Source organism: Dactylosporangium maewongense, from assembly GCF_039531485.1.
GTDB classification, from domain to species: Bacteria; Actinomycetota; Actinomycetes; order Mycobacteriales; family Micromonosporaceae; genus Dactylosporangium; species Dactylosporangium maewongense.
Genome location: NZ_BAAAQD010000001.1, coordinates 955,270 through 979,160, shown reverse-complemented (window position 1 = coordinate 979,160; position 23,891 = coordinate 955,270). Strand labels below are relative to the sequence as shown.

At 72.5% G+C, this 23,891-nt stretch carries 28 protein-coding genes; 3 read left to right on the top strand and 25 right to left on the bottom strand.

What is annotated here, in order from left to right:
• Positions 1–345: 345 nt before the first annotated feature.
• From ABD332_RS04435 to ABD332_RS04390, 10 genes are all read right to left on the bottom strand, one after another.
• A complete protein-coding gene (locus ABD332_RS04435; protein WP_344499751.1) occupies positions 346–756 on the bottom strand; it encodes a hypothetical protein in 411 nt (136 codons plus the stop codon).
• A gap of 137 nt (positions 757–893) precedes the next feature.
• Positions 894–1,658, bottom strand: coding sequence for a FadR/GntR family transcriptional regulator (locus ABD332_RS04430; RefSeq protein ID WP_344499749.1), 765 nt, complete (start codon positions 1,656–1,658; stop codon positions 894–896).
• Positions 1,659–1,669: 11 nt separating this feature from the next.
• Positions 1,670–2,920 carry an amidohydrolase family protein gene (locus ABD332_RS04425; RefSeq protein WP_344499747.1) on the bottom strand — a complete coding sequence of 417 codons (1,251 nt, stop codon included), beginning with the start codon at positions 2,918–2,920 and terminating at the stop codon, positions 1,670–1,672.
• An 11-nt stretch (positions 2,921–2,931) separates the two neighbouring features.
• Positions 2,932–3,744 carry a class II aldolase/adducin family protein gene (locus ABD332_RS04420; protein ID WP_344499745.1) on the bottom strand — a complete coding sequence of 271 codons (813 nt, stop codon included), beginning with the start codon at positions 3,742–3,744 and terminating at the stop codon, positions 2,932–2,934.
• A 188-nt stretch (positions 3,745–3,932) separates the two neighbouring features.
• Positions 3,933–4,265 (bottom strand): LppU/SCO3897 family protein, encoded by a 333-nt coding sequence (locus ABD332_RS04415; protein WP_344499743.1) that lies wholly within the window; start codon positions 4,263–4,265, stop codon positions 3,933–3,935.
• A gap of 147 nt (positions 4,266–4,412) precedes the next feature.
• Positions 4,413–4,634 (bottom strand): 4Fe-4S dicluster domain-containing protein, encoded by a 222-nt coding sequence (locus ABD332_RS04410; protein WP_344499742.1) that lies wholly within the window; start codon positions 4,632–4,634, stop codon positions 4,413–4,415.
• Complete coding sequence (locus ABD332_RS04405; protein ID WP_344499740.1) at positions 4,631–5,341, bottom strand: GntR family transcriptional regulator; 711 nt, start codon at positions 5,339–5,341, stop codon at positions 4,631–4,633. Before ABD332_RS04405 ends, ABD332_RS04410 begins: the two co-directional genes overlap by 4 nt.
• A complete protein-coding gene (locus tag ABD332_RS04400) occupies positions 5,338–6,108 on the bottom strand; it encodes a thiamine pyrophosphate-dependent enzyme (RefSeq protein ID WP_344499738.1) in 771 nt (256 codons plus the stop codon). Before ABD332_RS04400 ends, ABD332_RS04405 begins: the two co-directional genes overlap by 4 nt.
• On the bottom strand, positions 6,105–7,166 hold the full coding sequence (locus ABD332_RS04395) for a hypothetical protein (protein WP_344499736.1): 1,062 nt from the start codon (positions 7,164–7,166) through the stop codon (positions 6,105–6,107). The genes ABD332_RS04400 and ABD332_RS04395 overlap by 4 nt, the downstream gene beginning before the upstream one ends.
• Entirely contained in the window at positions 7,163–7,714 is a 552-nt protein-coding gene (locus ABD332_RS04390; protein ID WP_344499734.1) for a 2-oxoacid:ferredoxin oxidoreductase subunit gamma family protein, read from the bottom strand. The genes ABD332_RS04395 and ABD332_RS04390 overlap by 4 nt, the downstream gene beginning before the upstream one ends.
• 79 nt (positions 7,715–7,793) lie before the next feature.
• Between ABD332_RS04390 and ABD332_RS04385 the strand changes: the two genes are divergently transcribed.
• A complete protein-coding gene (locus ABD332_RS04385; protein WP_344499732.1) occupies positions 7,794–8,909 on the top strand; it encodes a zinc-dependent alcohol dehydrogenase in 1,116 nt (371 codons plus the stop codon).
• Entirely contained in the window at positions 8,906–10,324 is a 1,419-nt protein-coding gene (locus tag ABD332_RS04380) for a class I adenylate-forming enzyme family protein (protein WP_344499730.1), read from the top strand. The genes ABD332_RS04385 and ABD332_RS04380 overlap by 4 nt, the downstream gene beginning before the upstream one ends.
• 17 nt (positions 10,325–10,341) lie before the next feature.
• Here ABD332_RS04380 and ABD332_RS04375 read toward each other — a convergent pair whose 3' ends face one another.
• Entirely contained in the window at positions 10,342–11,928 is a 1,587-nt protein-coding gene (locus ABD332_RS04375) for a class I adenylate-forming enzyme family protein (protein WP_344499728.1), read from the bottom strand.
• An 89-nt stretch (positions 11,929–12,017) separates the two neighbouring features.
• Between ABD332_RS04375 and ABD332_RS04370 the strand changes: the two genes are divergently transcribed.
• Entirely contained in the window at positions 12,018–12,641 is a 624-nt protein-coding gene (locus ABD332_RS04370) for a thioesterase family protein (protein WP_344499726.1), read from the top strand.
• Here ABD332_RS04370 and ABD332_RS04365 read toward each other — a convergent pair.
• From ABD332_RS04365 to ABD332_RS04300, 14 genes are all read right to left on the bottom strand, one after another.
• Complete coding sequence (locus ABD332_RS04365) at positions 12,560–12,958, bottom strand: hypothetical protein (RefSeq protein ID WP_344499724.1); 399 nt, start codon at positions 12,956–12,958, stop codon at positions 12,560–12,562. The two genes, ABD332_RS04370 and ABD332_RS04365, sit on opposite strands and share 82 nt — an antisense overlap.
• A gap of 37 nt (positions 12,959–12,995) precedes the next feature.
• On the bottom strand, positions 12,996–14,537 hold the full coding sequence (locus tag ABD332_RS04360) for a class I adenylate-forming enzyme family protein (protein ID WP_344499722.1): 1,542 nt from the start codon (positions 14,535–14,537) through the stop codon (positions 12,996–12,998).
• Positions 14,530–15,255: an SDR family NAD(P)-dependent oxidoreductase gene (locus tag ABD332_RS04355; RefSeq protein ID WP_344499720.1), complete on the bottom strand. Its 726-nt coding sequence runs from the start codon at positions 15,253–15,255 to the stop codon at positions 14,530–14,532. Before ABD332_RS04355 ends, ABD332_RS04360 begins: the two co-directional genes overlap by 8 nt.
• Complete coding sequence (locus ABD332_RS04350) at positions 15,255–16,100, bottom strand: enoyl-CoA hydratase (protein ID WP_344499718.1); 846 nt, start codon at positions 16,098–16,100, stop codon at positions 15,255–15,257. The genes ABD332_RS04355 and ABD332_RS04350 overlap by 1 nt, the downstream gene beginning before the upstream one ends.
• Positions 16,097–16,999 (bottom strand): acyl-CoA dehydrogenase family protein, encoded by a 903-nt coding sequence (locus ABD332_RS04345; protein WP_344499716.1) that lies wholly within the window; start codon positions 16,997–16,999, stop codon positions 16,097–16,099. The genes ABD332_RS04350 and ABD332_RS04345 overlap by 4 nt, the downstream gene beginning before the upstream one ends.
• Positions 17,000–17,011: 12 nt before the next feature.
• Positions 17,012–18,151 carry an acyl-CoA dehydrogenase family protein gene (locus ABD332_RS04340; RefSeq protein WP_344499714.1) on the bottom strand — a complete coding sequence of 380 codons (1,140 nt, stop codon included), beginning with the start codon at positions 18,149–18,151 and terminating at the stop codon, positions 17,012–17,014.
• A complete protein-coding gene (locus ABD332_RS04335) occupies positions 18,148–18,882 on the bottom strand; it encodes an enoyl-CoA hydratase family protein (protein ID WP_344499712.1) in 735 nt (244 codons plus the stop codon). The genes ABD332_RS04340 and ABD332_RS04335 overlap by 4 nt, the downstream gene beginning before the upstream one ends.
• Complete coding sequence (locus tag ABD332_RS04330) at positions 18,879–19,250, bottom strand: MaoC/PaaZ C-terminal domain-containing protein (protein ID WP_344499710.1); 372 nt, start codon at positions 19,248–19,250, stop codon at positions 18,879–18,881. The genes ABD332_RS04335 and ABD332_RS04330 overlap by 4 nt, the downstream gene beginning before the upstream one ends.
• The gene (locus ABD332_RS04325) at positions 19,247–19,759 is read right to left on the bottom strand and encodes an FAS1-like dehydratase domain-containing protein (RefSeq protein ID WP_344499709.1); all 513 of its coding nucleotides are present in this window, start codon (positions 19,757–19,759) and stop codon (positions 19,247–19,249) included. Before ABD332_RS04325 ends, ABD332_RS04330 begins: the two co-directional genes overlap by 4 nt.
• Positions 19,760–19,769: 10 nt before the next feature.
• Positions 19,770–20,525 (bottom strand): SDR family oxidoreductase, encoded by a 756-nt coding sequence (locus ABD332_RS04320; RefSeq protein WP_344499707.1) that lies wholly within the window; start codon positions 20,523–20,525, stop codon positions 19,770–19,772.
• Between the two features lie 2 nt (positions 20,526–20,527).
• Positions 20,528–21,169 (bottom strand): gamma carbonic anhydrase family protein, encoded by a 642-nt coding sequence (locus tag ABD332_RS04315; RefSeq protein ID WP_344499705.1) that lies wholly within the window; start codon positions 21,167–21,169, stop codon positions 20,528–20,530.
• A complete protein-coding gene (locus tag ABD332_RS04310) occupies positions 21,169–22,152 on the bottom strand; it encodes an NAD(P)H-dependent flavin oxidoreductase (RefSeq protein WP_425552130.1) in 984 nt (327 codons plus the stop codon). Before ABD332_RS04310 ends, ABD332_RS04315 begins: the two co-directional genes overlap by 1 nt.
• Before the next feature lie 62 nt (positions 22,153–22,214).
• Complete coding sequence (locus ABD332_RS04305; RefSeq protein WP_344499701.1) at positions 22,215–22,967, bottom strand: CoA-transferase subunit beta; 753 nt, start codon at positions 22,965–22,967, stop codon at positions 22,215–22,217.
• 8 nt (positions 22,968–22,975) lie between these two features.
• The gene (locus ABD332_RS04300) at positions 22,976–23,791 is read right to left on the bottom strand and encodes a CoA transferase subunit A (RefSeq protein WP_344499699.1); all 816 of its coding nucleotides are present in this window, start codon (positions 23,789–23,791) and stop codon (positions 22,976–22,978) included.
• Positions 23,792–23,891: the final 100 nt, after the last annotated feature.

The window sequence follows — 23,891 nt, the reverse complement described above, 5'->3', positions numbered from 1 at the left end:
CAGCGCCGTGTACCGCCTCGTCGTGAGCTACGCCCGCGGCTGGTTCCGCCTGCAGGTACGCCGGTCCTGGCCCCGGCAAGGGATGCGCATCACCGCGTACAACACCACCGGGGGAGCCTGCCTGGTCGCGGGTTCGCCAGCTGGTGCGATGGACCAGTTCGATCTTCAGGGTCGACCAGAAGTACTCCATCAGTGCGTTGTCGAACGAGTCGCCGACGGGCCCCATGGACGGCCGGATTCCGTTGTCGGTCAGACATTGCGAGAAGCGGAAGCTCGTGTGGTTCCCGGCGTCGCTGTGTCTCCTCCGCCGCGGTCAGTGCTGCACCGGGGTCACACCATGATCCGTCAGTTCCGCGATGGTGCGAGCGGCGGCCAGATCGGCCAGGCAGGTCTCGACGTCGCGACCCTGCGCGTCGAAGCCGACCCGTCGCTCGACGACCCGTCCGGCCGGTCAGGTAGCAGCCGTGCACCGCCAGGTAGTCCATGTTGATCTCGATCCCGGACCGCGCCGAGCTCAGGTGACAGCGCCACCCTGCGCGCCGGGCGACCGGCGACGCCGGACCGTTCGAGCCCGGTCTCACGGACGAGGCGGCGGCTCAGCAGCTCTTCGACGAGACTCGACACGGTCGTCTTGTGCAGGCCGGCGGCGATCGCGGCCCGGGACCGCGGCCCGCTGGCGCGGATGTGCCGCAGCGTGCGGCTCAGGTTGCCGCGGAGCACCGCCGGCTGGTCCGTCGTCTCACGGACCGGTCCCACCCCGCACGCTCCATGACCACCATCGTGCCTCCACCCGACGCACCCGGGTTCGGCGGGCGGTCCTACAACTGCATCGCACCGCATGCGGGTGTCGAAAGGCCAGCGATCCAACCGCGTTCGAAAGGCCGTTACCTCCGCTACCCGCGTGGCTGCCGGCGGATCAGGGCCGCGTCGATGACGGCGGACGGGCCGGCCGGGCTGGGGTTGCGCTGCGCGGACGTCAGGTGCTCGGTGACGAGCCGGTGCACCTCGTCGGCGGCGCCCTGCTCGATGAGCGCGAGGATCCGGCCGTGCACCTCGCCGGCCGCGCGGCGTTCGCGCAGTGGTACGCCAGTGGTCTCCCGGATGCGGGTGGCCCAGTCCTGCTCGTGACTGGACCACAGGGCTTCCAGCGCCCCGGCGAGCACGATCAGCGGCGGGTTGCCGCACAGGCCGACGAGGGCCTCGTGGAAGCGGCGGGACACGCCGACGACCTCGACCAGGTCGTCGATGCGGGCCAGATACTCCTCGTGCAGCGCCCGCAGCCGCGGGACCACGGTGTCGGCCCGGTCGGGCCGGCCTGCGCACAGGGCGGCGCAGGCCGGCTCGACGTGGCGGAGCGCGGTGGCGACGTCGTCGATGCCGACGCGTTGCGCGGCGAGGACGAGGCCGAGGTTGTAGCCGAGGTTCGCCGGGGAGGGCCGGTGCACGACCGCACCGCCGAGCCGTCCCCGGCGGACCGTGATCAGGCCTTCCGCCTCCAGGATGCGCATCGCCTCGCGGAACGTCGGCATGCTCACCGGGTAGCGCTGGATGAGTTCCTCCGACTTGGGCAGCGGGGCACCGTCTGCGAGCTCACCGCGCACGATCTGGCCGCGGATGTGATCGGCCACCTGCTCGGCGAGCCGGTCGGCTGAGACCATGGAGGCGGAGTCTAGTAGGCGTCCGGGTCGTCCTGGACCGCGGGTGGGACCGGGTGCCGGTATACCCTGGACGCGTTCTCCCAGGTCATCTTGCGCACGTCGGCGTCGGGCAGGCCACCGATCTCCTCCTCGATGGTGCGCTGGGTGTGCGGCCAGGTCGAGTCGCAGTGCGGGTAGTCCTGCTCGAGGAAGATGTGGTCGACGCCGATGACGTCGCGCAGCGCGAAGGACGACGGGTCCTCGACCGCGCAGAAGTAGAAGTTGCGCAGCAGCACCTCGGCTGGGGTCAGGTCGATGCCCTTCCAGGTGCCGTACATCTCGTGGTAGCTCAGCATGTGGTTGAGCCGGTCGACGAGGCCGGGCACCCAGCCGATGCCGCCCTCCGACAGCACGATCTTGATGCCGGGGAACCGCACCGGGATACGGGAGTACAACCAGTCCACGGCGGAGAACATCGAGTACCCGAAGAACAGCACGCCGACGACGTCCGGTGGGGCGTCCGGGGCGGTGGACGGCGAGGTTCCCGACGAGCCGATGTGCAGGTTGATGACGGTGCCGGTCTCCTCGCAGGCGCGCATGATCGGGTCCCAGTGCCCGGTGTGCAGCGACGGCATGCCGAGCAGGTGCGGTGCCTCGGTGAAGGTGACGGCCTTGAACCCGCGCTCGGCGTTACGGTAGATCTCCTGGGCGCCGACCTCGGGGTCCAGGAAGTACGGCAGCTGGCAGGGGATCATGCGGTCCGGGTAGGCGCCGGACCACGCCTCGATGTTCCAGTCGTTCCAGGCGCGGGTGGCGGCGAGGGCCAGCTCGGTGTCCTTCGTGGACAGTTGCAGGCGCTGGCCGGCGAAGCCGGGCAGGAACGACGGGAAGCACAGCGAGGCGTACACGCCGCTGAGGTCCATGTCCTTGATGCGTTCGTGGATGTCCCACGAGCCGCGGCGCATGTCGTCGAAGCGGCTCGGTTCCATGCTGTACTCGTCGACCGGCCGGCCGACGACAGCGTTGAAGCCGACGTTCGGGAACTCCTTGCCGTCGTAGATCCAGACGTGGCTGCCGTCCTGTTCGACGACCCGGGGCGTCTGCTCGGCGAACTTCGCCGGCATGCGGCCCTCGAACGCGTTGGGCGGCTCGACGATGTGGTCGTCGACGGAGATGAACGTGTACTTGCGGGGCTGGCGGGGCGGGTCGGGCAGGAAGGTCACCTTCGACCGGTCGGCGATGGTGAACGAACTGTTCTGCAGTAACTCGTCGATCGATGCCATGACGTTGCCTTTCAGTCCAGTACTTCGGGCTCGCGGCGCAGCAGTGAGCGCACGGCGCCGGCCCAGAACACGTCGGTGCCGCGCTCCAGCAGTGACTTCTTCATGCCGTGCCGCAGGCCGGGGGCGATCTCCAGGGGGTCGCGGCCGAGCAGCATGACGTCGTAGGCGAGGCGGCAGGCACGGTCGATGCTCGCCGAGCGGTATGTCGCCTCCTGGATCGTCGGGGCGGTGACGATGATGCCGTGGCTGGCGAGGATGACCACGGAGCTGTCCCCGATCCGGCGGGCCAGGTCGGCGCCGAGCGCGGCGTCGTCGACCTCGCCGGTGTATTCGTGCACGAACGCGAGGTCGCCGTCGTACATGCACCCGGTCTGGTGCACGATTTGTGGCAGCACCCCGATCGCGGCGAGCACGGTGACGTAGTACGGGTGGTTGTGCACGACGACCCTGGCGTCGGGCCGGACCCGGTGCAGTTCGGTGTGGATGTGGATGGCCGGGGTGACGTCCCACCGGCCATCCAGGACGGTGCCGTCCCGGTCGACCACGCACAGGTCGGACGCGGAGATCTCCTCCCACCACAGGCCCCACGGGTTGACCCACATGGCACCTTCGGTGCCGCCTTGGCCGTCTTTGACCATGGTGATGTGGCCGGCGATGTTCTCGCTGAAGCCGCTGTTCCCCAGGATGCGGAACGCGCAGGCCAGGGCCTGCCGGTCGGTGAGGTCGACGCCGATCGGCGGGGTGATGCGGGGCGACCAGGTGGCGGTCCCGCCGTCGCGCATGGGCGCGTCGGTCGAGCCGGGCGGTGCTGTCGTGAGTGTCACGGCTCACCTCCAAATCTTTTAGAAGATTAAGCCGCACCCCGCCAGCAAATCAAGCAATCGCTTGGTTGAATTCGCCTCGCCACTGACGTGGCGCCGCCCAAGGCGGCAGCATGACTACCCAGTGGATTGCCGGTCTGCTGGGACCACCGATCCACCGGGTAGACGGCGTGTTCATCAAGCCCCGCGGGCTAGCGCTCCTTGGCGCAGATGACGACGCCCTTGCTGCCGGGCCGTTCGCGCCAGTAGTCGAAGGCGGCGTCCGGCCAGCGGGCGCAGATGATCGAGACGTCCCTGGCGTCCTCGTCGGTGCGGTTCTCGACCCGGCCGAGCACGACGTACCGCGCGCCGGTGGACCCGCAGTCGGCCGTCTCGAACGTCGACGGGGTGGGTTTCCTCAGGCAGTCACCGGCGTCGGGGGCGGCCGGCTCGTCGCGGACGAGGAACCACACGGCGGCGACGGCGACGGCGAGGACCGCCGGGTGCGGCGTCGCGAGATATCGAAGGACATGGCGAACGAACACCAGCGCCACGGACTGTCGGCAAACCGTCTCGGTGTGACTGTGCGCGCGACGTGGCCTGCTACGACAGCGGCGGCGCGCGGGTCAACGCCGGCTTCCTGACCAGCGCCGACTCCAACAACTGACCGTCCGTCGGGAGCCTCGCCGCCCTCACGCGGGCGGCGGGGTGTATCGGTAGACGGCGATGACGAAGTCGGGGCAGACGATCTGGCAGGCGGTACATCCAGTGCAGCCGTCGTGCAGCTCCGGATACCGGTAGCCCTGCTCGTTGACGGTCGCGGACATGCTCAGCACGCTGGGGGGGCAGGCGGCCAGGCACAGCTCGCAGCCCTTGCAGCGGTCGGTGTCGATGACGAGGGTGCCACGGCTCACGGGGTCGTTCCCTTCAGGACGGCCGCCGCGTCCGTCCACTCTGCACCGTCCACGACGGACGGTGGGAAGACGCCGCGGCGGCGCAGCGCGGCGACGGCGTTGTCGGCGGTGAGGCGCAGGTGCGCGAGGGCCGCGGCGCCGGCGGCGTCGGGGTCCCCGTCGCGGATCGCGGCGTATTCGGCGTGCAGGGCGGCACGCTCGGCCGGCAGGGCGTCGTCGATGGAGAACCGGGCCGCGGCCGGGACCAGGCCGCTGAACGTGCGCAGCAGCGCCCGCAGGTGGTTGCGGGCGCCGGCGACGTTGACGACCCGGCGGAACTCGCGGGCCAGGGACTCGAATTCGGCCGGGTCGTCGCAGCCGGCCAGGCTCTCGTCGAGCTTGCCCAGAGCCTCCACGACCGCTGGGTCGCGGCGCGCGGCGACGCGGCGGTTGGTCAACGCGCTGAGCATGCCGTAGAGCTCGAACGCCTCCCGGACGGTGGCGTCGTCGAACTCCGCGACGAACGCCCGCCTGTAGTGGGCGCGTTCGACGAGACCGTCGCGTTCGAGCTGGATGAGGCCCTCGCGGACCGGCACCCGGCTCACGCCGAGCCGCGAAGCGATCTCGTCGAGGTCGAGACGCTGGCCGCTGCGCAGCTCACCGGCGAACAACAGGTCCAGCACGTGCGCCGCGACCGCCTCGCTGGTGTTGGCCCGCTGCAGCTTCACCGGGTCACCAGCTCGCCGATGCCGTACGTCTGCTCCATGGTGCCCTGCTGATACGACGGTCCTTCGGCGGTCGGCACGAACCAGCCGGTCGGGCACATGGTGAGGATCTCCACCAGGCTGAACCCGCCGCCGGCGAGCTGGGTCTCGAACGCCTTGCGCAGCATCCGTTTCGCCTGCAGCACCCCACCGGCGCTGGAGACGGCGCCGCGGGCGACGTAGCCGACGCCCTGCAGCGACGCGACCAGGTCGGCGACCGGGATCGGGTAGCCGTGGGTGTCCGGGTCGCGCCCGTCGATGCTGGTCTTGGTGCGCTGGCCGAGGACGGTGGCGGCGGTCTGCTGGCCGCCAGTGTCGCCGAAGACCCCGTTGTTGAGCATCACGCAGGTGATGTTCTCACCGCGGGCGGCGGCGTGCAGCACCTCCTGCAGCCCTTCGTTGGCCATGTCCCCGTCGCCCTGCAGGGTGAACACGGCGACGCCGGGGCGGACCCGTTTGATGCCGGTGGCGCACGCCGGGGCGCGGCCGTGCAGGCACTGCAGGACGTCGACGTCCATGATGCGCACGAAGCTGCCGTAGCAGCCGTGCCCGACGACGCCGATGCTGCGCTGCACGATGTCGAGCTCCTGCAGCACCTCCAGCAGGATCCGCAGGGCGACGGGCTCGCCGCAGCCGGGGCACAGCGAGTGCTCGCCGAGCAGGAGACTGGGCTTGAAGTCGGCGACCTGTTTCGCCGGGACGGCGGGCGGCCCGGACGTGTCGATGATCATGTCGCACCTAGGATTCGTTCGCGGATCACGGGGGCGTCGAGCAGGGGACCGTAGGAGAGCCCGGACTCGGCGATGCTGACCCCGCCGACGAACCGGACGGCGTCGCGGTCGGCGGCGTGGATGCGCACGTCGTCGAGCATCTGCCCGGCGTTGAGCTCGAAGACCAGGACGTTGCGGGCGCCGGTGGTGGCACGGCGCAGCGCGGCGCCGGGAAACGGCCACAGGGTGACGGGCCGGAACCAGCCGATGCGGTGGCCTTCGGCGCGCAGCCCGGTCACGACGTGCTCGACGAACTTCGCCGCCGTGCCGAACGCCACCACTACGGTCTCGGCGTCGTCCACCATGGACTCCTCGTGGCGCTGCTCCTCCGCGGCGATCCGGTCGAACTTGTCGGCGACCGCGCGCCAGTGCCCGTCGGGGCCGGGGCCGGGGTCGTTGGCCTTGCCCATCGCCCAGGTCCAGATCTGGCGGCTGCGGCCGGTGCCGCCGCCGGTGCCGTCCAGCGCCCAGTCCTTGGCCGGCAGCGGGCCGAAGTCGAGGGCCTGGACGTCGACGCCGACGCGGGTTTGCGCGAGCAGCGGGTCGCCGTACAGCATGACCGGCGCGCGGTGCTTGTCGGCGAGGTGGAACAGCAGCTGGGTGTGCTCGATGGCCTCCGGGACGTCCTTCGGGGCGAGGGTGATCGTGCGGTAGTCGCCCCAGCCGCCGCCGCGGGTGGCCTGGAAGTAGTCCTGCTGGTTGCGGGCCAGGTTGAACACGACGAACGGGGTCTCGTTGAGCGCGGCCTCGGCGATCGCCTCCTGCATCAGCGCGATGCCCTGCCCGCACGAGCCGGTCGCGGCGCGGGCTCCGGCCGCGGCGGCGCCGAGGGTCATGTTGACGCCTTCGATCTCGCTCTCCGCGTTGAGGCAGACCCCGCCGGCCTTGGGCAGCCGCCGTGACATCTCCTCCAGCAGGCCGGTGAACGGTGACATCGGGTAGCCGGTGAAGAACCGGCACCCGGCGGCGATCGCCGCCTCAGCCATGGCGGCCCCGCCGTCGAGCAGCTCCAGGCTCATGCCACACCGGCCCGCACGGTCAGGGCGCCCGCCTCGAGGGCGCGCGCGTTGGCGGGGGCGTGCTGCTGCCGGTAGGGAGGCAGCAGTTCCTCCATCGCGGCGACCAGCGACGCCGCCGCCACCATCGTGGTGAGGGCGTTGTAGGCGCCGAGGAGGACGAACCCGGACGCGTTCGGCGCGCCGCACTCCTTGGCCGCGGCCATCGCGTCGACGACGAAGACCCGCAGGTCGGCGCGGAAGCCGTCGGGATCGACGAGCGGGGTGTTGGCCACGACGATGCCGCCGGGTCGGAGCCGGTCCTGCACGCCCTCGGCGAAGCGATGGTGGGCGAAGATCGCGGACCAGGCTGACGGCAGGATCGGCAGGGCGTGCAGTGGGGCGTCGCCGACGACGACGCCGGCCTTGGACGGCCCGCCGCGCATCTCGCCGCCGTAGTCCGCGGCGAGCATCGCATAGCGCCCCTCCCGGGTGGCGGCGAGGGCGAGGGTCTTCGCGAGCAGCTGGATGCCCTGCCCGCCGACCCCGGTGACGATGAGCTCCCGCTCCATCCGAGCCTCCCTTGACGAGATTTGAATATTGAATACAAAATCTAACTGCACCGTCAAGCACGGCCGAGGAGAGCATGAGATGCGGGCACTGGTACTGCACGGCTTCGGCGATCCGACCGTCGAGGAGGTCCCGGACCCGGTCCCCGGGCCGGACGAGGTCGTCATCGACGTCGCCTGCGTCCAGCCGAGCGTCACCGAGTGCATGCTCATCGCCGGTGACCCGGTCGCCATGCACGACGTCCTCGCCGCCCGGCTCGCCGCCGGGCCGACCCGCTTCGGCGGCCACGAGTTCGCCGGGGTCATCAGCGTCGCCGGGCCGGGAAGCGGGCACGCGGTCGGGGACCGGGTGACCGCCGTCGAGACGGCCGCGTGCGGCACCTGCGCCGCCTGCCGCCGGGACCGCCCGGACGCCTGCCCCTCCCCCGGTGTGCTCGGCTTCACCCGGGCGGGGGCGTTCGCCGAGCGGGTCGCCGTGCCGGCGAAGTCGGTCGTCACCGTCCCGGACGGGGTCACCGCGGCGCAGGCCGCCGCCGTGCAGCCCCTCGCCGGCGCGCTGCACGGGCACGCCATCGCCGAGGTGCGGCCCGGCGACAGCGTCCTGATCCTCGGCGCCGGCGTGATGGGCGTGCTGCACACGCAGGTGGCCCGGCACGGCGGCGCCGGCCTGATCATCGTCACCGGCCGCAGCCCCGCCAAGCGGCGGCTCGCTCTCGCGGCCGGTGCCGATGCAGTCATCGACGCGACCGAGGACGTCCACGCCGCGGTCCTGGAGGCGACCGGCGGCATCGGCGCCGACGTGGTGTTCGAGACCGCGGGCGGCATGCCGAGCGCCGGACTCGCCGGCACGTCCACCTTGGAGCTGGCCGCCCAATGCGTGCGGCGCGGCGGGCGGATCGTCATGGTCGCGGTCCTGCCCCGGCACGCGAGCGCACCGCTGGGCCTGCTGCGGGAGCGTGCCGTGGCACTGCTGCACCCGCGGTCCGGCGCGGGCGGCTACTCCCCCGGCGGCAGCGCGTTCGAGCAGGCGCTGCGCCTGGTGCGCCGCGGCTACGTCGACCTCGACTGCCTGGTGACGCACCGGCTCGACGGCGTCGACGCGCTGCCGAAGGCCCTGGAGATCACCCGCGACAAGGCGGCGCACGCCGCAGCCGGCCCCGCACAGGTCAGCATCGGCCCCTGGGACGCAGCCGCATGAGCCTGCTGATCGGGGACATCGTCACGCTTGCCGCGCTCACCGCCCCTGGACGGACCGCTGCCACCCTCGGCGCGGGGGCGGTGACGTTCGCGGAGCTGGACGTCGCCGCGAACCGGACCGCGAACGCCCTCGCCGCCCGCGGGGTCGGCACCGGCGACATCGTGCTGTGGTGCGCGACGCCCACCCTGCGCTCCCTGGACGTGTTCGTCGCCTGCGCGCGGCTCGGCGCGGTGTTCGCCCCGCTGAACCCCGCCCTGCCGGTGCACGAACGCGACGCGGTCCGCCGGTACCTCGACCCCCGGCTCGTGCTGTCGGACCTGGCGTTCGGCGAGGCGGGAGTCGTACACCACGAAACCCTCGGCAACGGCTCCAGCGTCTGGGACCGGCGGCCGGTGGACGACGCGGCGCCGCACATCGTGTACCTGACCAGCGGTAGCACCGGCACACCGAAGGGCGCCCTGGTCAGCCACCGGGCGAGCTGGCTGCGTGCGGCACCCGGCGGCGGCACGTTCACCAGCGGCCTGCGCGGGCACGGCGGCGTGGTGTGCACGTTCCCGCTGTACCACTACGGCGGCTGGCACTACGTGATGGAGGCCTGGCAGCACCGCACCGCCGTGCACCTGGTGCGCCGCGCCGACGCCGTCGAGGTGATCGACGTGGTCCGCCGGCAGCGCCCCTCGGCGCTGTACTGCATCCCGGCGGTCTGGGAACGTCTGCTGGACCGGGAGCACCGCGCCGCCGACCTGCGCTCGCTCCTGCACGCCGACACCGGCACGTCCAGCGTCGCCGCGGACCTCGTCGAACGGATCAAGGCCAGGCTGCCCGGCACGACCACGACGATCCTGTACGGCTCCACCGAGGCCGGCCGGATGGCGGCACTGCACGACTGGGATCTGGCCCGCAAGCCCGGCAGCGTCGGGCGGGCCGCGACCCCGAACGCCTTGTGGCTGGCCGCCGACGGCGAGGTCTGCGTCGAAGGCCCCGCGCTGATGAACGGCTACCTCGGCGCCGACCCGCTCACCGGCGAGTACCGCTCCGGCGACCTCGGCCGCCTCGACGAGGACGGCTACCTGTTCCTGACCGGCCGCACCCGCGAGGTGATCCGCACCGGCGGCGAGTCGGTCGGCCCGGCGGAGGTCGAGCACGCGCTACGCGACCTGTCGGGCGTGCTCGACGTGGCGGTCGTCGGCCTGCCCGACGACCGGTGGGGCGAGGTCGTCTGCGCGGTGTTCGTGGTCCCCGACGGCTGCCCGCCGCCGACGGTGGCCCAGGTGCGGTCGCATGTGGAGGGCCGGCTCGCCGGGTTCAAGGTGCCCCGCCGAGTCGCGACGACCAGCACGATCCCCCGCACCCCCGCGACCGGCCAGATCCAGCGCGGCCGCCTGCGCGATCTGCTCACCGACCCGAAGGCCTGACGGCCCGGCAACGCCGTTCAGGCACGCAGGCGCTGGCGGAGCTGGGCCTTGGCGACCTTGCCACCGGAGCCGCGGGGCAGGTCCGGCACGATCTCCAGGCGCTCCGGCCAGTTGTCCCGGGACACCCCGCGCACGTCGAGGTGCTGGCGGAGCCCGTCGAGGTCGAGGGTCTCCGCGTCGCGCAGCACGACGAAGGCGCAGACCCGCTCGCCGAATGTCGGGTCCGGCACTGCCACCGCGGCGACCATGGCGACCGCGGGGTGCGAGCCGACGTGGTCCTCGACAGCGGCGGCGCTGATGTTCTTGCCGCCGCGGATGATGAAGTCGGACTTGCGGTCCACGACCCGCAGGTAGCCGTCGGCGTCGATGGTGCAGATGTCGCCGGTGAGCATCCAGCCGTCGGCCGTGAACAGCGCCTCGTTGGCGGCCGGGTCGGCGAAGTAGCCCAGGCACGTGGCGGGGCCGGCGCACGCGGCCTGGCCGGGGCCGCCGACGGCGGTAACGTCGGTGCCGTCCTCGGCGAACAGCCGCACCCGCATCGCGTCGATGACCTTCCCGGCGGTACGCAGCCGCTGGTCGGTGGTGTCGGTGACCGAGGTCCGCGACAGTGCGCCGGTCTCGTTGGAGCCGAAGAACTGCAACACTCTGGCGCCGGTGCGGCGTTCGAACTCGGCGGCCCGCTCGAACGGCACGGCCTCGCCGCCGGTGAACATGACCCGCAGCGACGACAGGTCCACGTCCGAGGCGACCGGCGAGTTGAGCATCATGATGAACTGGGTGCTGACGCAGCACACGACGGTGACCCGCTCGCGCTCGATGAGGCGCAGCGCCTCGTCGGCGGAGAAGCGGGGCATGACCACGGTTGGGGCGCCCAGCAGCGTGGGGGTGAAGTTGGCGGTCCACTGCGCGAAGCCGTAGGGCGCCGGGATCAGCGTCAGGAACACGTCGTCGGGGCGCAGGTCGCCACACTCGACGGCGAGCTCGTGGTAGTAGAACCAGCGGTCCTGGTTGTGCACCACGCATTTGGGCATGCCGGTCGTGCCGGACGTCGAGTTCAGCAGGTGGATCTCGTCGCGGCGCAGCTCGTGCGCCCCTTTCGGCGCGACCGTGCCGTCCTCGAGTTTCTGGATTTCGAGGTGTACGACGATGCCGAGCCCCTCCACGAGTGCGGCGACCGGCTCGTCGCGGTGCCGGGCCAGACTGACGAGCGCGGTGGCACCCCCGACGGTGAGCAGGTGCCGGACCTCCAGACGGGCCGCCCGCGGGCCGATCGCGACGACGATCATGCCGGCCTTCATCGCGGCGAGGTACACGACGTGCACCTCGACGCCGTCGGGCAGCAGGACCCCGACGCGGGTGCCGCGCGGGAGCCCGGCGTCGGCGAGCCGCTGCGCGAAGGCGGTGGAGCGGGCGTCGAACTGCGCCCAGGTGAGCCGGTCGTCGCCGGCGACGAAGGCGACGCCGTCCGGTTGCGCCGCGGCGTGCCGGCGGACGGTGTCGGGCAGCGTCTCGCCGTCCCGCACCTCGGCGAGGCGGTCGGCGACGTAGCGCTCGTGGACGCTGCCGGGCGCCGGCGCGGCTCCGGCGGGGAACAGGTCGTGCACGAAGAACCCCCAAGACCTCTACCAAACAAGCGCTTGGTTGTGCCATTCTGTTCCTGACCCTTCGAGCATGTCAAGGTAGGGAGCGCCGCGTGCCGGACCTCTGGACTGCCCCCGCCGGCACCCCGGCGGACCTTCGCATCCTGCCGCTGCTGCCCATCCCGGCGGACGCCCACGTGGAGCAGCTCATCTGGCACGGCGACCCAGCGGGTCACGGCAACGACCCGCTGCGGCTCACCTCCGTGGAGGGTGCGACCGGCGGCCGGGTGGTGATGCTGCGGCTGGTGCGGGGTGAGCGGCTCGTCGCCGACCTCCGCGTGCGCCACGGCGCACCCCGCGACGAGGCACCGCACCGGCTGCTGCGCACCGACCTCGGCCCAGGCGCCTCCCGCACCCGCACCTTCACGGTCACCGCGGACCAGACCACCGACCACGTCCCGGACACCGAGCCGGTGCTGAGCACCCCGGCGCTCATCGCCTGCCTGGAGGACACCGCCGCCGACGTCCTGCGCCCGTATTTCGCGCCGGCAACCGCGTCACTGGGCACCTGGATCGGGGTACGGCACACCGGCCCGGCCCGCACCGGCCAGCAGTTCGTGGTGACGGCCGTCCTTGCCGACGTCCGCGGCCGGCGCTACCTCTTCGACGTGCACGCCACCCTCGACGGCCGCCCCATCGGTGACGGCCAGGTGGCCCAGACCCTCATCAGGCACTGAAGCTGACCTACCTGGGCCAGCTCACCGTCGTACAGCGACGGCTCCACACGCGTCTCGGCCTGCGCTGCCAGCCGCTCGACGATCCCGTCCGCGAGCGCGGTCTCGGCTCCGCTCAGCGGCCGGTGCAGCCGGATCGCGGCGAGGACCGGCGCGAGCCCCGCGGTGCCGGCGTGGAGGGAGTCCCGGTCAGGCGCGGGCTCCGGCCAGCCGTCGGTGACCCGGTCAGGCAGCCACGGCCCGTCGTCGCGGTGCACGTGGCGCAGCGTCCACGCCCAGGCCGCCTCTCCGAGGTCCCGGTAGGTCGCAGCGTCGCCCATGCCGCCACGCTGTCCGGTGCCCGCGGCGCCGCGGACGTCAGGCGGTGAAGCGCCGGGCCGCGTCGGCTCGCAGCGCCGCCTTGTCCACCTTGCCGCCGGTACCAAGGGGCAGCGACGGCAGGGCGACCAGGTACTCCGGCCAGTTCTGCTTCGACACCCCTGCCGCGTCCAGGTGCACCCGCAGGGCGTCGAGGGTCAGCTCGTCGCGGGTGACGACGTAGGCGCAGACGCGTTCGCCGAGAACCGGGTCGGGGACGGCGACGACGGCGGTCTGCGCGACCGACGGGTGGCCGCCGACCGCCTCCTCCACGACGAGCGCGCTCACGTTGTGGCCGCCGCGGATGATGAAGTCCGCGATCCGGCCGGTGATGGACAGGTAGCCGCCGCCGTCGATGGTGGCCACGTCGCCGGTCAGCAACCAGCCGTCGGGACGGAACAGGGCGGCGTTCGCGGCGTCGTCGTCGAGGTAGCCGGGGGTGCAGCCGGGGCCGCTGGCGGCTACCTGGCCCGGTCCCCCGGCGGCGGTGACGTCGGCGCCGTCGGCGAGCAGCCGCAGCCGCGCCCCGGGGATCGGCCGGCCGGCGGTGGTCAGCCTGGCCGTGCGCGGGTCGTCCACGGTGGTCACCGACAGCGGACCGGCCTCGTTGGAGCCGTAGAACTGCAGCACCGCGCAGCCGGTCCGTTCCTCGAACTCGCGGGCCCGCTCGACCGGCACTCGTTCCCCGCCGGTGAACATGACCCGTAGCGAGGAAAGGTCCGTGGTCGCGAACGCCGGCGAGTTCAGCAGCATGATGAACTGGGCGGTGACCGCGCACAGCACGGTGACCCGGTGTTCCTCGATGAGCCGCAGTGTCTCGGCGGCGTCGAACTCGGCGGTGAGCACGGTCGGGTAGCCGTACATGGCCGGCACGACGTGGGCGCTCCACAGCCCGAAGCCGTACGGGGCGGGCAGCACGCTGGCGAAGACCTCATCGGGGCCGAACCGGCCGGCGGCGTGGGCGAGGGGTCCGAAGTACTTGCGGTTGTTCATCGTCTGCCGTACGCACTTCGGCAGCCCCGTCGTGCCGGACGTGGAGTTGACGAAGAACAGGTCGTCCGCGCCGAGCCCAGGGCCCGGGTGGCCGGCGGCGGGCAGGGACGCCAGGTCGAGTGGGACGTGCCGGGGCGCGCCGCAGCGCGCGGCGATCTCCGCGCCCGGCCGGCCGCGGTGCGACCAGCGGGTGGCGAGTCCCACCGCACCGGTCTTGGCCAGCAGGTGGACGATCTCGGCGTCGCCGGCCCGGGGGCCGATCCCGACGGTGACCAGGCCGGCCTTCTGCGCGGCGAGGTAGGCGACGTGGGTCAGCGCGCCGCCGGTGAGCAGGACGGCGAGCCGGTCCCCGGGCGCGAACCCGGCATCCACATAGGACTGCGCCAGGCGTGATGACAGGACGTCGTATTCGCCCCAGGTGAAGGTGCCCTCGGGGGCGATGAACGCGACCCGGTCGGGGTCGTTGCGGGCGACCATCGCGGCGATCGTCTCGGCGGTCCAGGTGCCGGAGGCGTGGTGGGCGACGACGTCCGGAGGGTACTCAGACACCGGCGCCGCCGTCGAGGCGCAGCACGGCACCGGTGGCGAAGCGCGCTTCGGCGGAGCCGAGGTAGGCGATCGCGGCGGCGACCTCGTCCGGCTCGGCGACCGGCGGGTCGAGCAGCGCCCGGGCGTGCCCGGCCAGCCGCGGGTCCTGGTCCGGCACGGGCACCAGGTTACGTTTCAGCGGCGTGTCCACGGACCCCGGACACACGCAGGCGACCCGCACCCCATCCGGCGCGTACTCCACGGCGAGTGCCCGGGTGAGCGCGACGACCCCGCCCTTCGCGGCGGAATACGCGGCGCTGTACCGCCAGCCGCGGACCCCTGCCAGGGACGCCACGTTGACGACGGCACCCCGCGCGGCGATCAGGTGCGGCAGCGCGGTCCGGCAGGCGAGGAACGTGCCGGTGAGGTTCACCGCGAGGATCCGGTCCCACTCGGCGAGGGTGACGTCGGTGGTGTGCGCGTAGGAGGCGACCCCGGCGACGTTGGCGAGCAGGTCGATCCGGCCGCCCCAGCCGGCCGCGTCGGCGACGGCGGCGGCGACCTGATCTTCGTCGCGCAGGTCGCAGCGGATGCCGTGCACCCCGTCGATGTCCACGGCGGCCGTGTCGAGGCCGGCGACCCGGGCGCCCTCGTCCCGCAGGCGGGTCGCGACGGCCCGCCCGATGCCGGAGGCGGCACCGGTGACGAGGGCGACGCGGCCGTCGTACCGTCGCGGCATCAGCGACCGCCGTCGCGCATCGACCGGGCGTCGTGCCCGGCGAGGGAGTCGTGGCCGACCTCGGCGTTGTGCGCGTGGGCGACGTGGTGCAGGCCGAACACCGAGTCCATCCCGGCGCGCAGGCCCATCAGGTCCTCGGCCTGGTTGACCGCCTTCTTCGTCAGGGCGAGGCCGAGGCGGGGCATCTCCGCGATCCGCCGGGCGATGTCCATCGTGGACGATTCCAGGTCGGCGCGTGGCACGACCCGGTTGATCATGCCGAGTTGCAGGGCGCGGTCGGCGTACACCCGCTCACCGAGGAACAGGAACTCCTTGGCGTGCCGGGGACCCATCACCCACGGGTGGGCGAAATACTCGACGCCCGGGATGCCCATGCGCACCACCGGGTCGGCGAAGAACGCGTCGTCGGCGGCGACGATGAGGTCGCAGCACCAGGCCAGCATCAGCCCGCCGGCGATGCAGGCGCCCTGGACCGCAGCGATGGTCGGCTTCGGCAGTTCCCGCCAGCGCCGGCACATGCCGAGGTACACCTCGGACTCGCGGGCGAAGCGGCTCTCCGCGCCGGGTTTGCCGACGTGGTCCCACCACAGGCCGGCGCGGCGCGGGAACGTGGTGTCGATGTCCCGGCCGGGCGTGCCGATGTCGTGCCCGGCGGAGAAGTGTTTGCCCTCCCCCGTGAGCACGATGACCTTGACCTCGTCGTCGTCGGCGGCGCGGTACAGCGCGTCGTCGAGCGCGTAGGTCATCGCGGAGTTCTGGGCGTTGCGGTACTGCGGCCGGTGCATCGTCACGACTGCGACCGGGCCTTCGGTGCGATACCGGACGACGTCTGCTTCGTCGGTCATGTCCCTTGCTCCTTCAGACCGATGGTGGTGGCGAGGGCGGCGAGGCGGTCGCCGGGGCCGGCGAGGGCGGCGAGGGCCCAGGCCCGTTTGGCGAAGCGGTGCAGTTCGTATTCGACGGTGTAGCCGATGGCGCCGTGGCACTGGATCGCGGCGCGGCTCGCCGCGTGCGCGGCGTCGGCGGCGAGCACGACGGCGCCGTCGACGGCGGGTCCCGCGTCCGCGCCTTCCTGCAGTGCCCAGGCGGCGGCAAGGACGGCGGGCCGGGCGAACTCCAGGCCGAGGTACGCGTCGGCGAGTTGGTGCTTGACGGCCTGGAAGCTGCCGACGGGCGCCCCGAACTGGTAGCGCTGCTGGACGTAGCCGACGGTCAGGTCGAGCATCCGCCGGCCGAGCCCGACCAGTTCGGCGGCGTGGCCGAGGGCGGCCCGCCCAGCGGCGGCCTCGACGAGTGCCGGGTCGTCGGTGAGGACGCCGGCAGCCATGGAGACGACGGCGTCGAGACTGGTGTCCACAGTGGATGCGGCAGTGCTCAGGCCACCGATCCGGGCGACACCGCCGTCGAGGTGCAGCACGAGGTCGGCCTGCCCACCGAACGGGGTGAGGCCGCCCGGCCCGGCGACCGCGATCCGCAGCGACCCGGTGGCGGCCGCGGCGGCCCGGTCGTCGTCGAGCGCGGCGAGCAGCGGCACGGCGACGAACGCGGTCGCGGTGACCGGCAGCGCGACGGCGGCGTAGCCGACCTCCTCAAGGACCGGGACGAGGTCGGTCTCGTCCAGGCCGAGGTCGGCCATGGCGGCGAACACGCCGAGATCGGCGAGCGTGGACCAGCCGCCCGCGGCGAGCGGCGCCCGCACCGCGTCGCGCAGCGCGGTCTGGTCCTCAGTCAACGCGAACCGCACAGTGGCTTCCCTTCACGCTCGTGGCAGGCCGAGCACCCGCTCGGCGACGATGTTGCGCTGGATCTCGTTGGTGCCGGCGTAGATCGGGCCGGCGAGCGAGAACTGGAAGCCGCGGGTCCACGGCGAGTCGAGGACCGCTTCCGCGCCGAGCAGCTCCAGGGCGATCTCGTGCAGCTCGATGTCCAGCCGCGACCAGAACAGCTTGTTGAGGCTCGATCGGGCGCCGGGTGGTCGCCCTTCGACGAGGTCGGTGACCTGGTTGAGGGTGAACAGCTGGTAGGCGCGGGCGTTGAGCCAGGCCCGGGTGACCCGCTCCCGCACGACGGGCCGCAGCCGGTCGCCCTGCGCGGCGGCGAGCGCGACGAGCCGCTGCGCGGTGTGCAGGAACCGGCCCGGGGAGCGCAGCGTGAGGCCGCGTTCGGAGCCGGTCGTGGACATGGCGACCTGCCAGCCCTTGCCGGGTTCGCCGAGGACGGCGCCGGCGGGGACGAACACGTCGTCGAAGAAGACCTCGGCGAAGCCCTCGTCGCCGTCGAGGCGGCCGAAGCCGCGGACCGTCACCCCGCCGGCGTCCAGGGGGACGAGGAAGTAGGTGAGGCCGCGGTGCCGGGCGGCGGCCGGGTCGGTGCGGAACAGACCGAAGAGGTGGGTGCTGAAGGCGCCTCGGGTGGTCCAGGTCTTCTGCCCGTTGAGCCGCCAGCCGCCGTCGACGGGTTCGGCGCGGCTGCTGATGGCGGCGAGGTCGCTGCCGGCGCCGGGCTCGGACCAGCCCTGGCACCACAGGTCCCGGGCGGCGGCCATCCGAGGCAGGAGGGTGTCCTGCTGCGCAGCGGTGCCGAACTCGAACAGAGTCGGGGCGAGCAGGAAGATGCCGTTCTGGGTGACGCGCTGCGGTGCGCCGGCGGCGTAGTACTCCTCCTCGAAGATGAGCCACTGCCACAGCGAGGCGTCGCGACCGCCGTACCGGCGCGGCCACGACACGACGGCCCAGCCGGCGTCGAACAGGGCGCGTTCCCAGTGCAGGTGCTCGGCGAAGCCCTCGCGGGTGTCGCCGGACGGCAGCGGGCCGGGCACGTTGGCTCGCAGCCAGGCCCGTGCCTCGGCGCGGAAGGCGGCCTCGTCCGGGGTGTCTTCCAGGCGGATTCCGGTCATTGGCCGAACTCGTCCCGGACTTTGTCGGCCACGCCGGTGAGGTTGAGCTCGAAGGTGAAACCCTGCTCGTAGCGGTAGCTGCGTTTCGGGTCCCACGGGTCGATGCCGTTGAGCGACTCCTTCGCGGCCCGGATGACCGCCGGGTCCTTGGCCGCGATGTCGTGGGCGACGGCGAACGCGGCGGCCCGCAGCTCGTCGCGGGGCACGACGGTGAGGACCGAGCCGAACGCGTGCAGCTCGGCGGCGGTCGCGGTCGCCGATGTGTACATCATGGCCCGCATCTTGTGCTGCGGCACCAGCCGCGACAGGTGCGTGGCCGCGCCGAGGGCGCCCCGGTCGACCTCCGGCAGCCCGAACGTGGCGTCGTCGGAGGCGACGATGACGTCGGCGTTGCCGACCAGGCCGATGCCGCCGCCGAGGCAGAACCCGTGCACGGCCGCGATGACGGGGACCGGGCAGTCGTAGACGGCGCTGAACGCGGCCGCGCAGCCACGGTTGGCCCCGACGAGGGCGCCGTAGCCGGTGCTCGCCTGGAGTTCCTTGATGTCGACGCCGGCGTTGAAACCGCGTCCCTCGGCGCGCAGCACGACCGCGCGGACGCCCGCGTCGGCGCCGGCCGCGTCGAGGGCGGCGGCGAGGGCGAACCAGCCGGCCACCGGCAGCGCGTTCACCGGCGGGTTGGCCATGACGATCTCGGCCACCCCGAGTTCGTCCACTGTGGACTCGATCACGATGCCTCCGTGGTGAAGGTCGCCCAGCCGTACACGGCGACGGTGCCGTCCTGGGTGGTGCACGTCATCTCGACGTCGAAGCTGTCCTCGTCCTGCCGCACGACGGTGCCGTCGCAGGTGACGGTGTCGCCAGGGAAGACCTGGGCGGCGAAGCGGACCCGGAAGGAGCGGACCGCCGCGGCGCCGAACCGGTCGGTCGCCCAGGTCGCCAGGAACCCGGCCTGCAGCATGCCCAGTGACAGCGGCGCCGGCATCCCGGCCGCCAGGGCGAACAGTTCGTCGTGGTGGATCGGGTTGAAGTCCCCGGACGCCCCCTGGTAACGCACCAGGTCAGTCCGAGTCAGCGGCCCGTAGACGGAGGCGGTCATGCCGTCACCTTCGCTTCGGCGCCGCCCTGACCTTGGGACTGCGCTGCCTGATGACCGGCCCCTCCGCTGCGGTGCGTACCGGTCACCGCCGTCTCCACGCCGGTGAGGCGGGCGGTGGCGACGTGGCGGCCGGTCTCGTCGCGGAACTCGGTGACCATCACCGCGAAGGTGAGGGTGCCGCTGCGGCCCTCCTTGCGGGTGACCGACTCGATCCGGGATCGCCCGGTGAGCCGGTCGCCGGCGCGGGGTGGCGGGCCGTGGAACACGAACTCCTGCTCCGCGTGCAGCCCCTTGCGCTGGTCCATCGCGACCGCCGGCCAGGGGTCGGACCCCCCGGTCTGCCAGAAGAACGCGGTGGTCAGAAACGTCGGCGGGATCACCGGGTCCTCCGCCGTCAGATAGTCGGGGTTCGCCGAGCCGGTCGCGCGGGCGAACTCGCGGATCTTGCCGCGTTCGATGTCGAGGGTGAACGGCTCGCCGGTCACCCCGACTGCACTGTCGTCGACCATGCCGGCCTCTCTACGGGTGTTGACTGCTGACCGAGACGACCTCGCCGGTCATGTATGAGCTGTATTCGCTGGCCAGGAACACGATCACGTTGGCGATCTCCCACGGCTCCGCGGGGCGGCCGAACGCCTCCCGGGTGGACAGCTCGGCGAGCAGTTCGTCCGTGGTGACCTTCGCCAGGTGCGGGTGCATCGCCAGGCTGGGCGCGACGGCGTTGACCCGCACCCCGGAGCGGGCCGCCTCGAGGGCGGAGCAGCGGGTGAGCGCCATGACCCCGGCCTTCGCCGCGGCGTAGTGCGCCTGGCCCTCCTGGGCCCGCCAGCCGATGACGGAGGCGTTGTTGACCACCACCCCGGTGCCGCGCGGGATCATGTGCCGCAGTGCCGCCCTGGTACAGCGGAAGGTGCCGGTGAGCGTGACGTCCAGGACCGTGCTCCACTGCTCGTCGGTCATGTCCACGACGGCGGCGGTGCCACCGAGCCCGGCGTTGTTGACCAGCACGTCGAGCCCGCCACCGAAATGCGAGACGGCAGTGGCGAAGAGGTGCTCCACCTGGGCCTGGTCGGTGACGTCGCACGGCACGCCGAGGACGCCGAGGCGTTCGGCGGATTCGGCGAGGCGGCGCTCGTGCCGGTCGGAGACGACGACCGTGGCGCCCTCCTCGACGCACCGCTCGGCGGTGGCGAAGCCGATGCCGGTGCCCGCGGCGGCGGTGACCAGCACGGTGCGACCGGCGAGCAGCCCGTGGCCCGATGTCTTGTTCGGCATGGTCACGACTCTACCAAGCGCTTGCTTGGCTGACCAGAGGCGCGCCGGGCCTGATCGAGCGGCACCGCGACCGCCGCGGTCGTCGACAGCCGCGGCCGGTCCGGCTCCTCCTCCGTCAACGGCGTAGCAGGTCGCAACGAGTCGCGGCTGCGCACGGCCAGGGCCTGATACACCGCCGTCCCGTGCGCCTTCCAGGCCAGTTCCACGTCCGTCAGGTCCCGCACGACCTTCGCCGGCGCGCCGGCCACCAGGGTCCTCGACGGCACCACGAACTCGGCCCTGACGAGGGAGTGCGCGCCGACGAACGCGTATTCGCCGACGTCGACGCCGTCCAGCACGACCGCGTTGATGCCGATGAGCGCGCCGGCGCCGACGCGGCAGCCGTGCAGGACCGCGCCGTGCCCGACGTGTCCGTCCGGGCCGAGGGTCAGGACCGTGCCGGGGAAGGTGTGCAGGACGCAGGAGTCCTGGACGTTCGAGCCGGCCGCCATGACGATGCGCCCGAAGTCGCCGCGCAGGCTGGCGAGTGGGCCGACGTAGCAGCCGGCGCCGACGTGGACGTCGCCGATGAGCACCGCGGTCGGATGGACGTACGCGGTCGGGTGGACGACCGGCACGACGTCCTCGATGGCGTAGGCGGGCATCAGGCGAACCGCTTCAGCGTGTCCGCGGCCTCGGCCATGATGCGCTCGATGAGCTCCGCGCAGCTGGGCAGGTCGTCGATGAGCCCGGCAACCTGGCCGGTGGCCATGACGCCGGCGTCGGCGCGGCCGTCGACCATGGCGGCGCGGATCAGCATCGGGGTGTTCGCGGCGAGGACGAGCTGGCTGAGGCGCAGGTCGTGGCTGCCGCGCATGGCCCGGCCCTCGCGCAGCATGCTCAGCCACGACCGGCCCGACAGCTTCCGCAGCAACTGCGCGTTGCGGACCGCGCGGGGCAGCCGCCGCAGCGCGCCGGTGTCGGCGAGGTCATCGACGAAGGGGGTGCGCAGGACCCGCTGCGGCACGCCGTCCAGCGCCGCGGTGACGACCGTGTCGGTGACGGTGGCGTCGAGGTACCGCTGCTTCACCGCCGCACCGACCGGGCTGTCGCTGGTGAGCAGGAACCGGGTCCCCATCGCGATCCCGGCGGCGCCGTAGGCGAGGGCGGCGACCAGGCCACGTCCGTCGAAGAAGCCGCCGGCGGCGATGACCGGAATGTCGACGGCGTCGACGACCTGGGGCAGCAGCAGGGTGGTGGGGACCGGGCCGGTGTGCCCGCCGCCCTCGCCACCCTGCACGACGACGGCGTCCACGCCCCACGCGGCGACCTTCTCCGCGTGCCGGCGCGCCCCGACGGACGGCACCACCACCACGCCGGCGGCCTTGAGCCGCTCGATCAGTTCGGGCTTCGGCGCGAGGGCGAACGAGGCAACCCGTACACCTTCCCGGATGAGCAGATCGGCGCGCTTTGCCGCATCGGGGGCGTCGGCGCGCAGGTTGACCCCGAACGGCGCGTCGGTCAGCCGCCGCACGTCGGCGACCGCGGTCACCAGTTCCTCGTAGGACAGGGTCGCGCTGGCGAGGATGCCGAGGCCGCCGGCGTTGGAGGTGGCGGCGGTGAGCCCGGCGTCGGAGACCCAGCCCATGCCGGTCTGCACGATCGGGTACCGGATGCCGAACAGCTCGCAGATCGGCGGCCGCAGCGCACTCACGTGTCGACTTCCCGCGAACGGACCGAGGCCGGGTCGATGACCTCGCGGATCAGGGCGAGCTCGGCGTCGGTCGGCAGCCGGGTCTGCGGTACGTCCGCGGGCACGGTCAGCTCGAAGCCGGTCGCGGAAACGATCTCGTCGACGGTGACGCCGGGATGCACCGAGACCAGACGCATCCGGTGGTCGTCGGTGCCGAAATCGAAGACGCCGAGGTTGCTGACCACCCGCCGGATCTCGTGGTAGCGGCCGGCGGCCGGGTTCGCGGCGGCCCGGTCGTAGCCGACGCCGCTGACCATGTCGACCGTGGCGACGAACGAGCGCTGCCCGTGCCGGGGCACCCAGTAGCTGGTGGGGTGATTGACGGTGTTGCCGGGCGCGCCGCGGACGCCGAGCAGCGCCCGGGTCGGGCGGGCGAAGTCGCCGATGGCGGAGATGTTGGCGTTGCCGTAGCGGTCGATCTGGCTGGGGCCCATCATGACGTGCCGGCGGCCGGTGTACAGCAGGTCGAACACGGCCCGGAACGGGATCCAGCCTTCGACGACCGGCGGGGTGGCGCCGATCGCCCAGGTGCCCTGCGTCAGGTACGCCTCGCCGTCGGACAGCAGCAGGTCCGGCGCGAAGGTGGCACGGGCCAGCCGGGCGGCGATGCTCGGCACCAGGCCGATCGGGCTGGCGAGGATCTCCCCGTCGCCGCGCCACACCTCGGCGCAGGCCACGACGCACACCTCAGCGCGAGTGACAGCGCTCATGCCGTTGCTCACGTCAGGACCCCCAGGTACCGGTCGTAGAACGCCGCCCACGCCTGCGGGTCGGCGGCGGCCGCGACGTATTCGCGCTGGAACGCCTCGTCCCGGCCGTAGTCAGGGGCGCAGGAGGTGAAGTGCGCGCCGCGGGGCGCCTCGACGACCCCGTGCACCATCCACCGCTGCAACAGCAGCGACTGCACGGGTGCGGTCCGGATGAGCTCGGCGGTGTCGACGATCTGCTCGCACGACACGTAGGCCTTGTCGGCGGCGCTGCAGAACAGGTCGTCGAAGTACGGGTCGGGCCCCAGGTACTGGGCGTTGCCGTGCACGTCGGCCCGGTTGAGGTGCACCAGGGCCGCATCGAGGCGCACCGCCGGGATCGCGACGAGTTCCTCGTCGTCGTAGGGCGAGGCGACGGTCCGCAGCGCGGGGTTGACCTTCAGCACGTCGGAGCCGAGCCCGGCACGGCTGGGCATGAAGGGCAGCCGGCACGCTGCGGCGTACAACGCCCAGCGCAGCATGCCCTCGTCGTATTCGGTCACTTCCACCGCGCCCGCCTGGCGGGCCGCCCGGAAGTGCGGCTCGAGCGGGATCGTGTCCAGGGAGACGAACCCGTACACCAGGCGGCGGACCTTCTTGGCGGCCAGGAGCAGGCCGACGTCAGGGCCGCCGTAGCTGACGATGGTCAGGTCGGTGAGGTCGGAGCGCAGGATCGCGCGCACCAGGGACATCGGTTTGCGTCTGGATCCCCAGCCGCCGATCCCGATCGTCATGCCCGAGCGCAGCTGTGCCACGACCTCATCTTCGGTCATCTGCTTGTTCGCCATCGCCGCCTTCTTCACCGCGCAGGCTGGACCTTGCTCGATGAACGTACCAAGCGCTTGCTTGATTGCGCTACACTCGCTGCCGAGCCGTATCTCACGGCCG

Coding starts and splice junctions, on each gene's coding strand:
- ABD332_RS04430 (WP_344499749.1), bottom strand. CDS start 1,658: ATGGTCTCAGCCGACCGGCTCGCCGAGCAGGTGGCCGATCACATCCGC.
- ABD332_RS04425 (WP_344499747.1), bottom strand. CDS start 2,920: ATGGCATCGATCGACGAGTTACTGCAGAACAGTTCGTTCACCATCGCC.
- ABD332_RS04400 (WP_344499738.1), bottom strand. CDS start 6,108: ATGATCATCGACACGTCCGGGCCGCCCGCCGTCCCGGCGAAACAGGTC.
- ABD332_RS04395 (WP_344499736.1), bottom strand. CDS start 7,166: ATGAGCCTGGAGCTGCTCGACGGCGGGGCCGCCATGGCTGAGGCGGCG.
- ABD332_RS04390 (WP_344499734.1), bottom strand. CDS start 7,714: ATGGAGCGGGAGCTCATCGTCACCGGGGTCGGCGGGCAGGGCATCCAG.
- ABD332_RS04385 (WP_344499732.1), top strand. CDS start 7,794: ATGCGGGCACTGGTACTGCACGGCTTCGGCGATCCGACCGTCGAGGAG.
- ABD332_RS04380 (WP_344499730.1), top strand. CDS start 8,906: ATGAGCCTGCTGATCGGGGACATCGTCACGCTTGCCGCGCTCACCGCC.
- ABD332_RS04365 (WP_344499724.1), bottom strand. CDS start 12,958: ATGGGCGACGCTGCGACCTACCGGGACCTCGGAGAGGCGGCCTGGGCG.
- ABD332_RS04355 (WP_344499720.1), bottom strand. CDS start 15,255: ATGCCGCGACGGTACGACGGCCGCGTCGCCCTCGTCACCGGTGCCGCC.
- ABD332_RS04350 (WP_344499718.1), bottom strand. CDS start 16,100: ATGACCGACGAAGCAGACGTCGTCCGGTATCGCACCGAAGGCCCGGTC.
- ABD332_RS04340 (WP_344499714.1), bottom strand. CDS start 18,151: ATGACCGGAATCCGCCTGGAAGACACCCCGGACGAGGCCGCCTTCCGC.
- ABD332_RS04330 (WP_344499710.1), bottom strand. CDS start 19,250: ATGACCGCCTCCGTCTACGGGCCGCTGACTCGGACTGACCTGGTGCGT.
- ABD332_RS04325 (WP_344499709.1), bottom strand. CDS start 19,759: ATGGTCGACGACAGTGCAGTCGGGGTGACCGGCGAGCCGTTCACCCTC.
- ABD332_RS04320 (WP_344499707.1), bottom strand. CDS start 20,525: ATGCCGAACAAGACATCGGGCCACGGGCTGCTCGCCGGTCGCACCGTG.
- ABD332_RS04315 (WP_344499705.1), bottom strand. CDS start 21,169: ATGCCCGCCTACGCCATCGAGGACGTCGTGCCGGTCGTCCACCCGACC.
- ABD332_RS04310 (WP_425552130.1), bottom strand. CDS start 22,152: ATGGGCTGGGTCTCCGACGCCGGGCTCACCGCCGCCACCTCCAACGCC.
- ABD332_RS04305 (WP_344499701.1), bottom strand. CDS start 22,967: ATGAGCGCTGTCACTCGCGCTGAGGTGTGCGTCGTGGCCTGCGCCGAG.
- ABD332_RS04300 (WP_344499699.1), bottom strand. CDS start 23,791: ATGGCGAACAAGCAGATGACCGAAGATGAGGTCGTGGCACAGCTGCGC.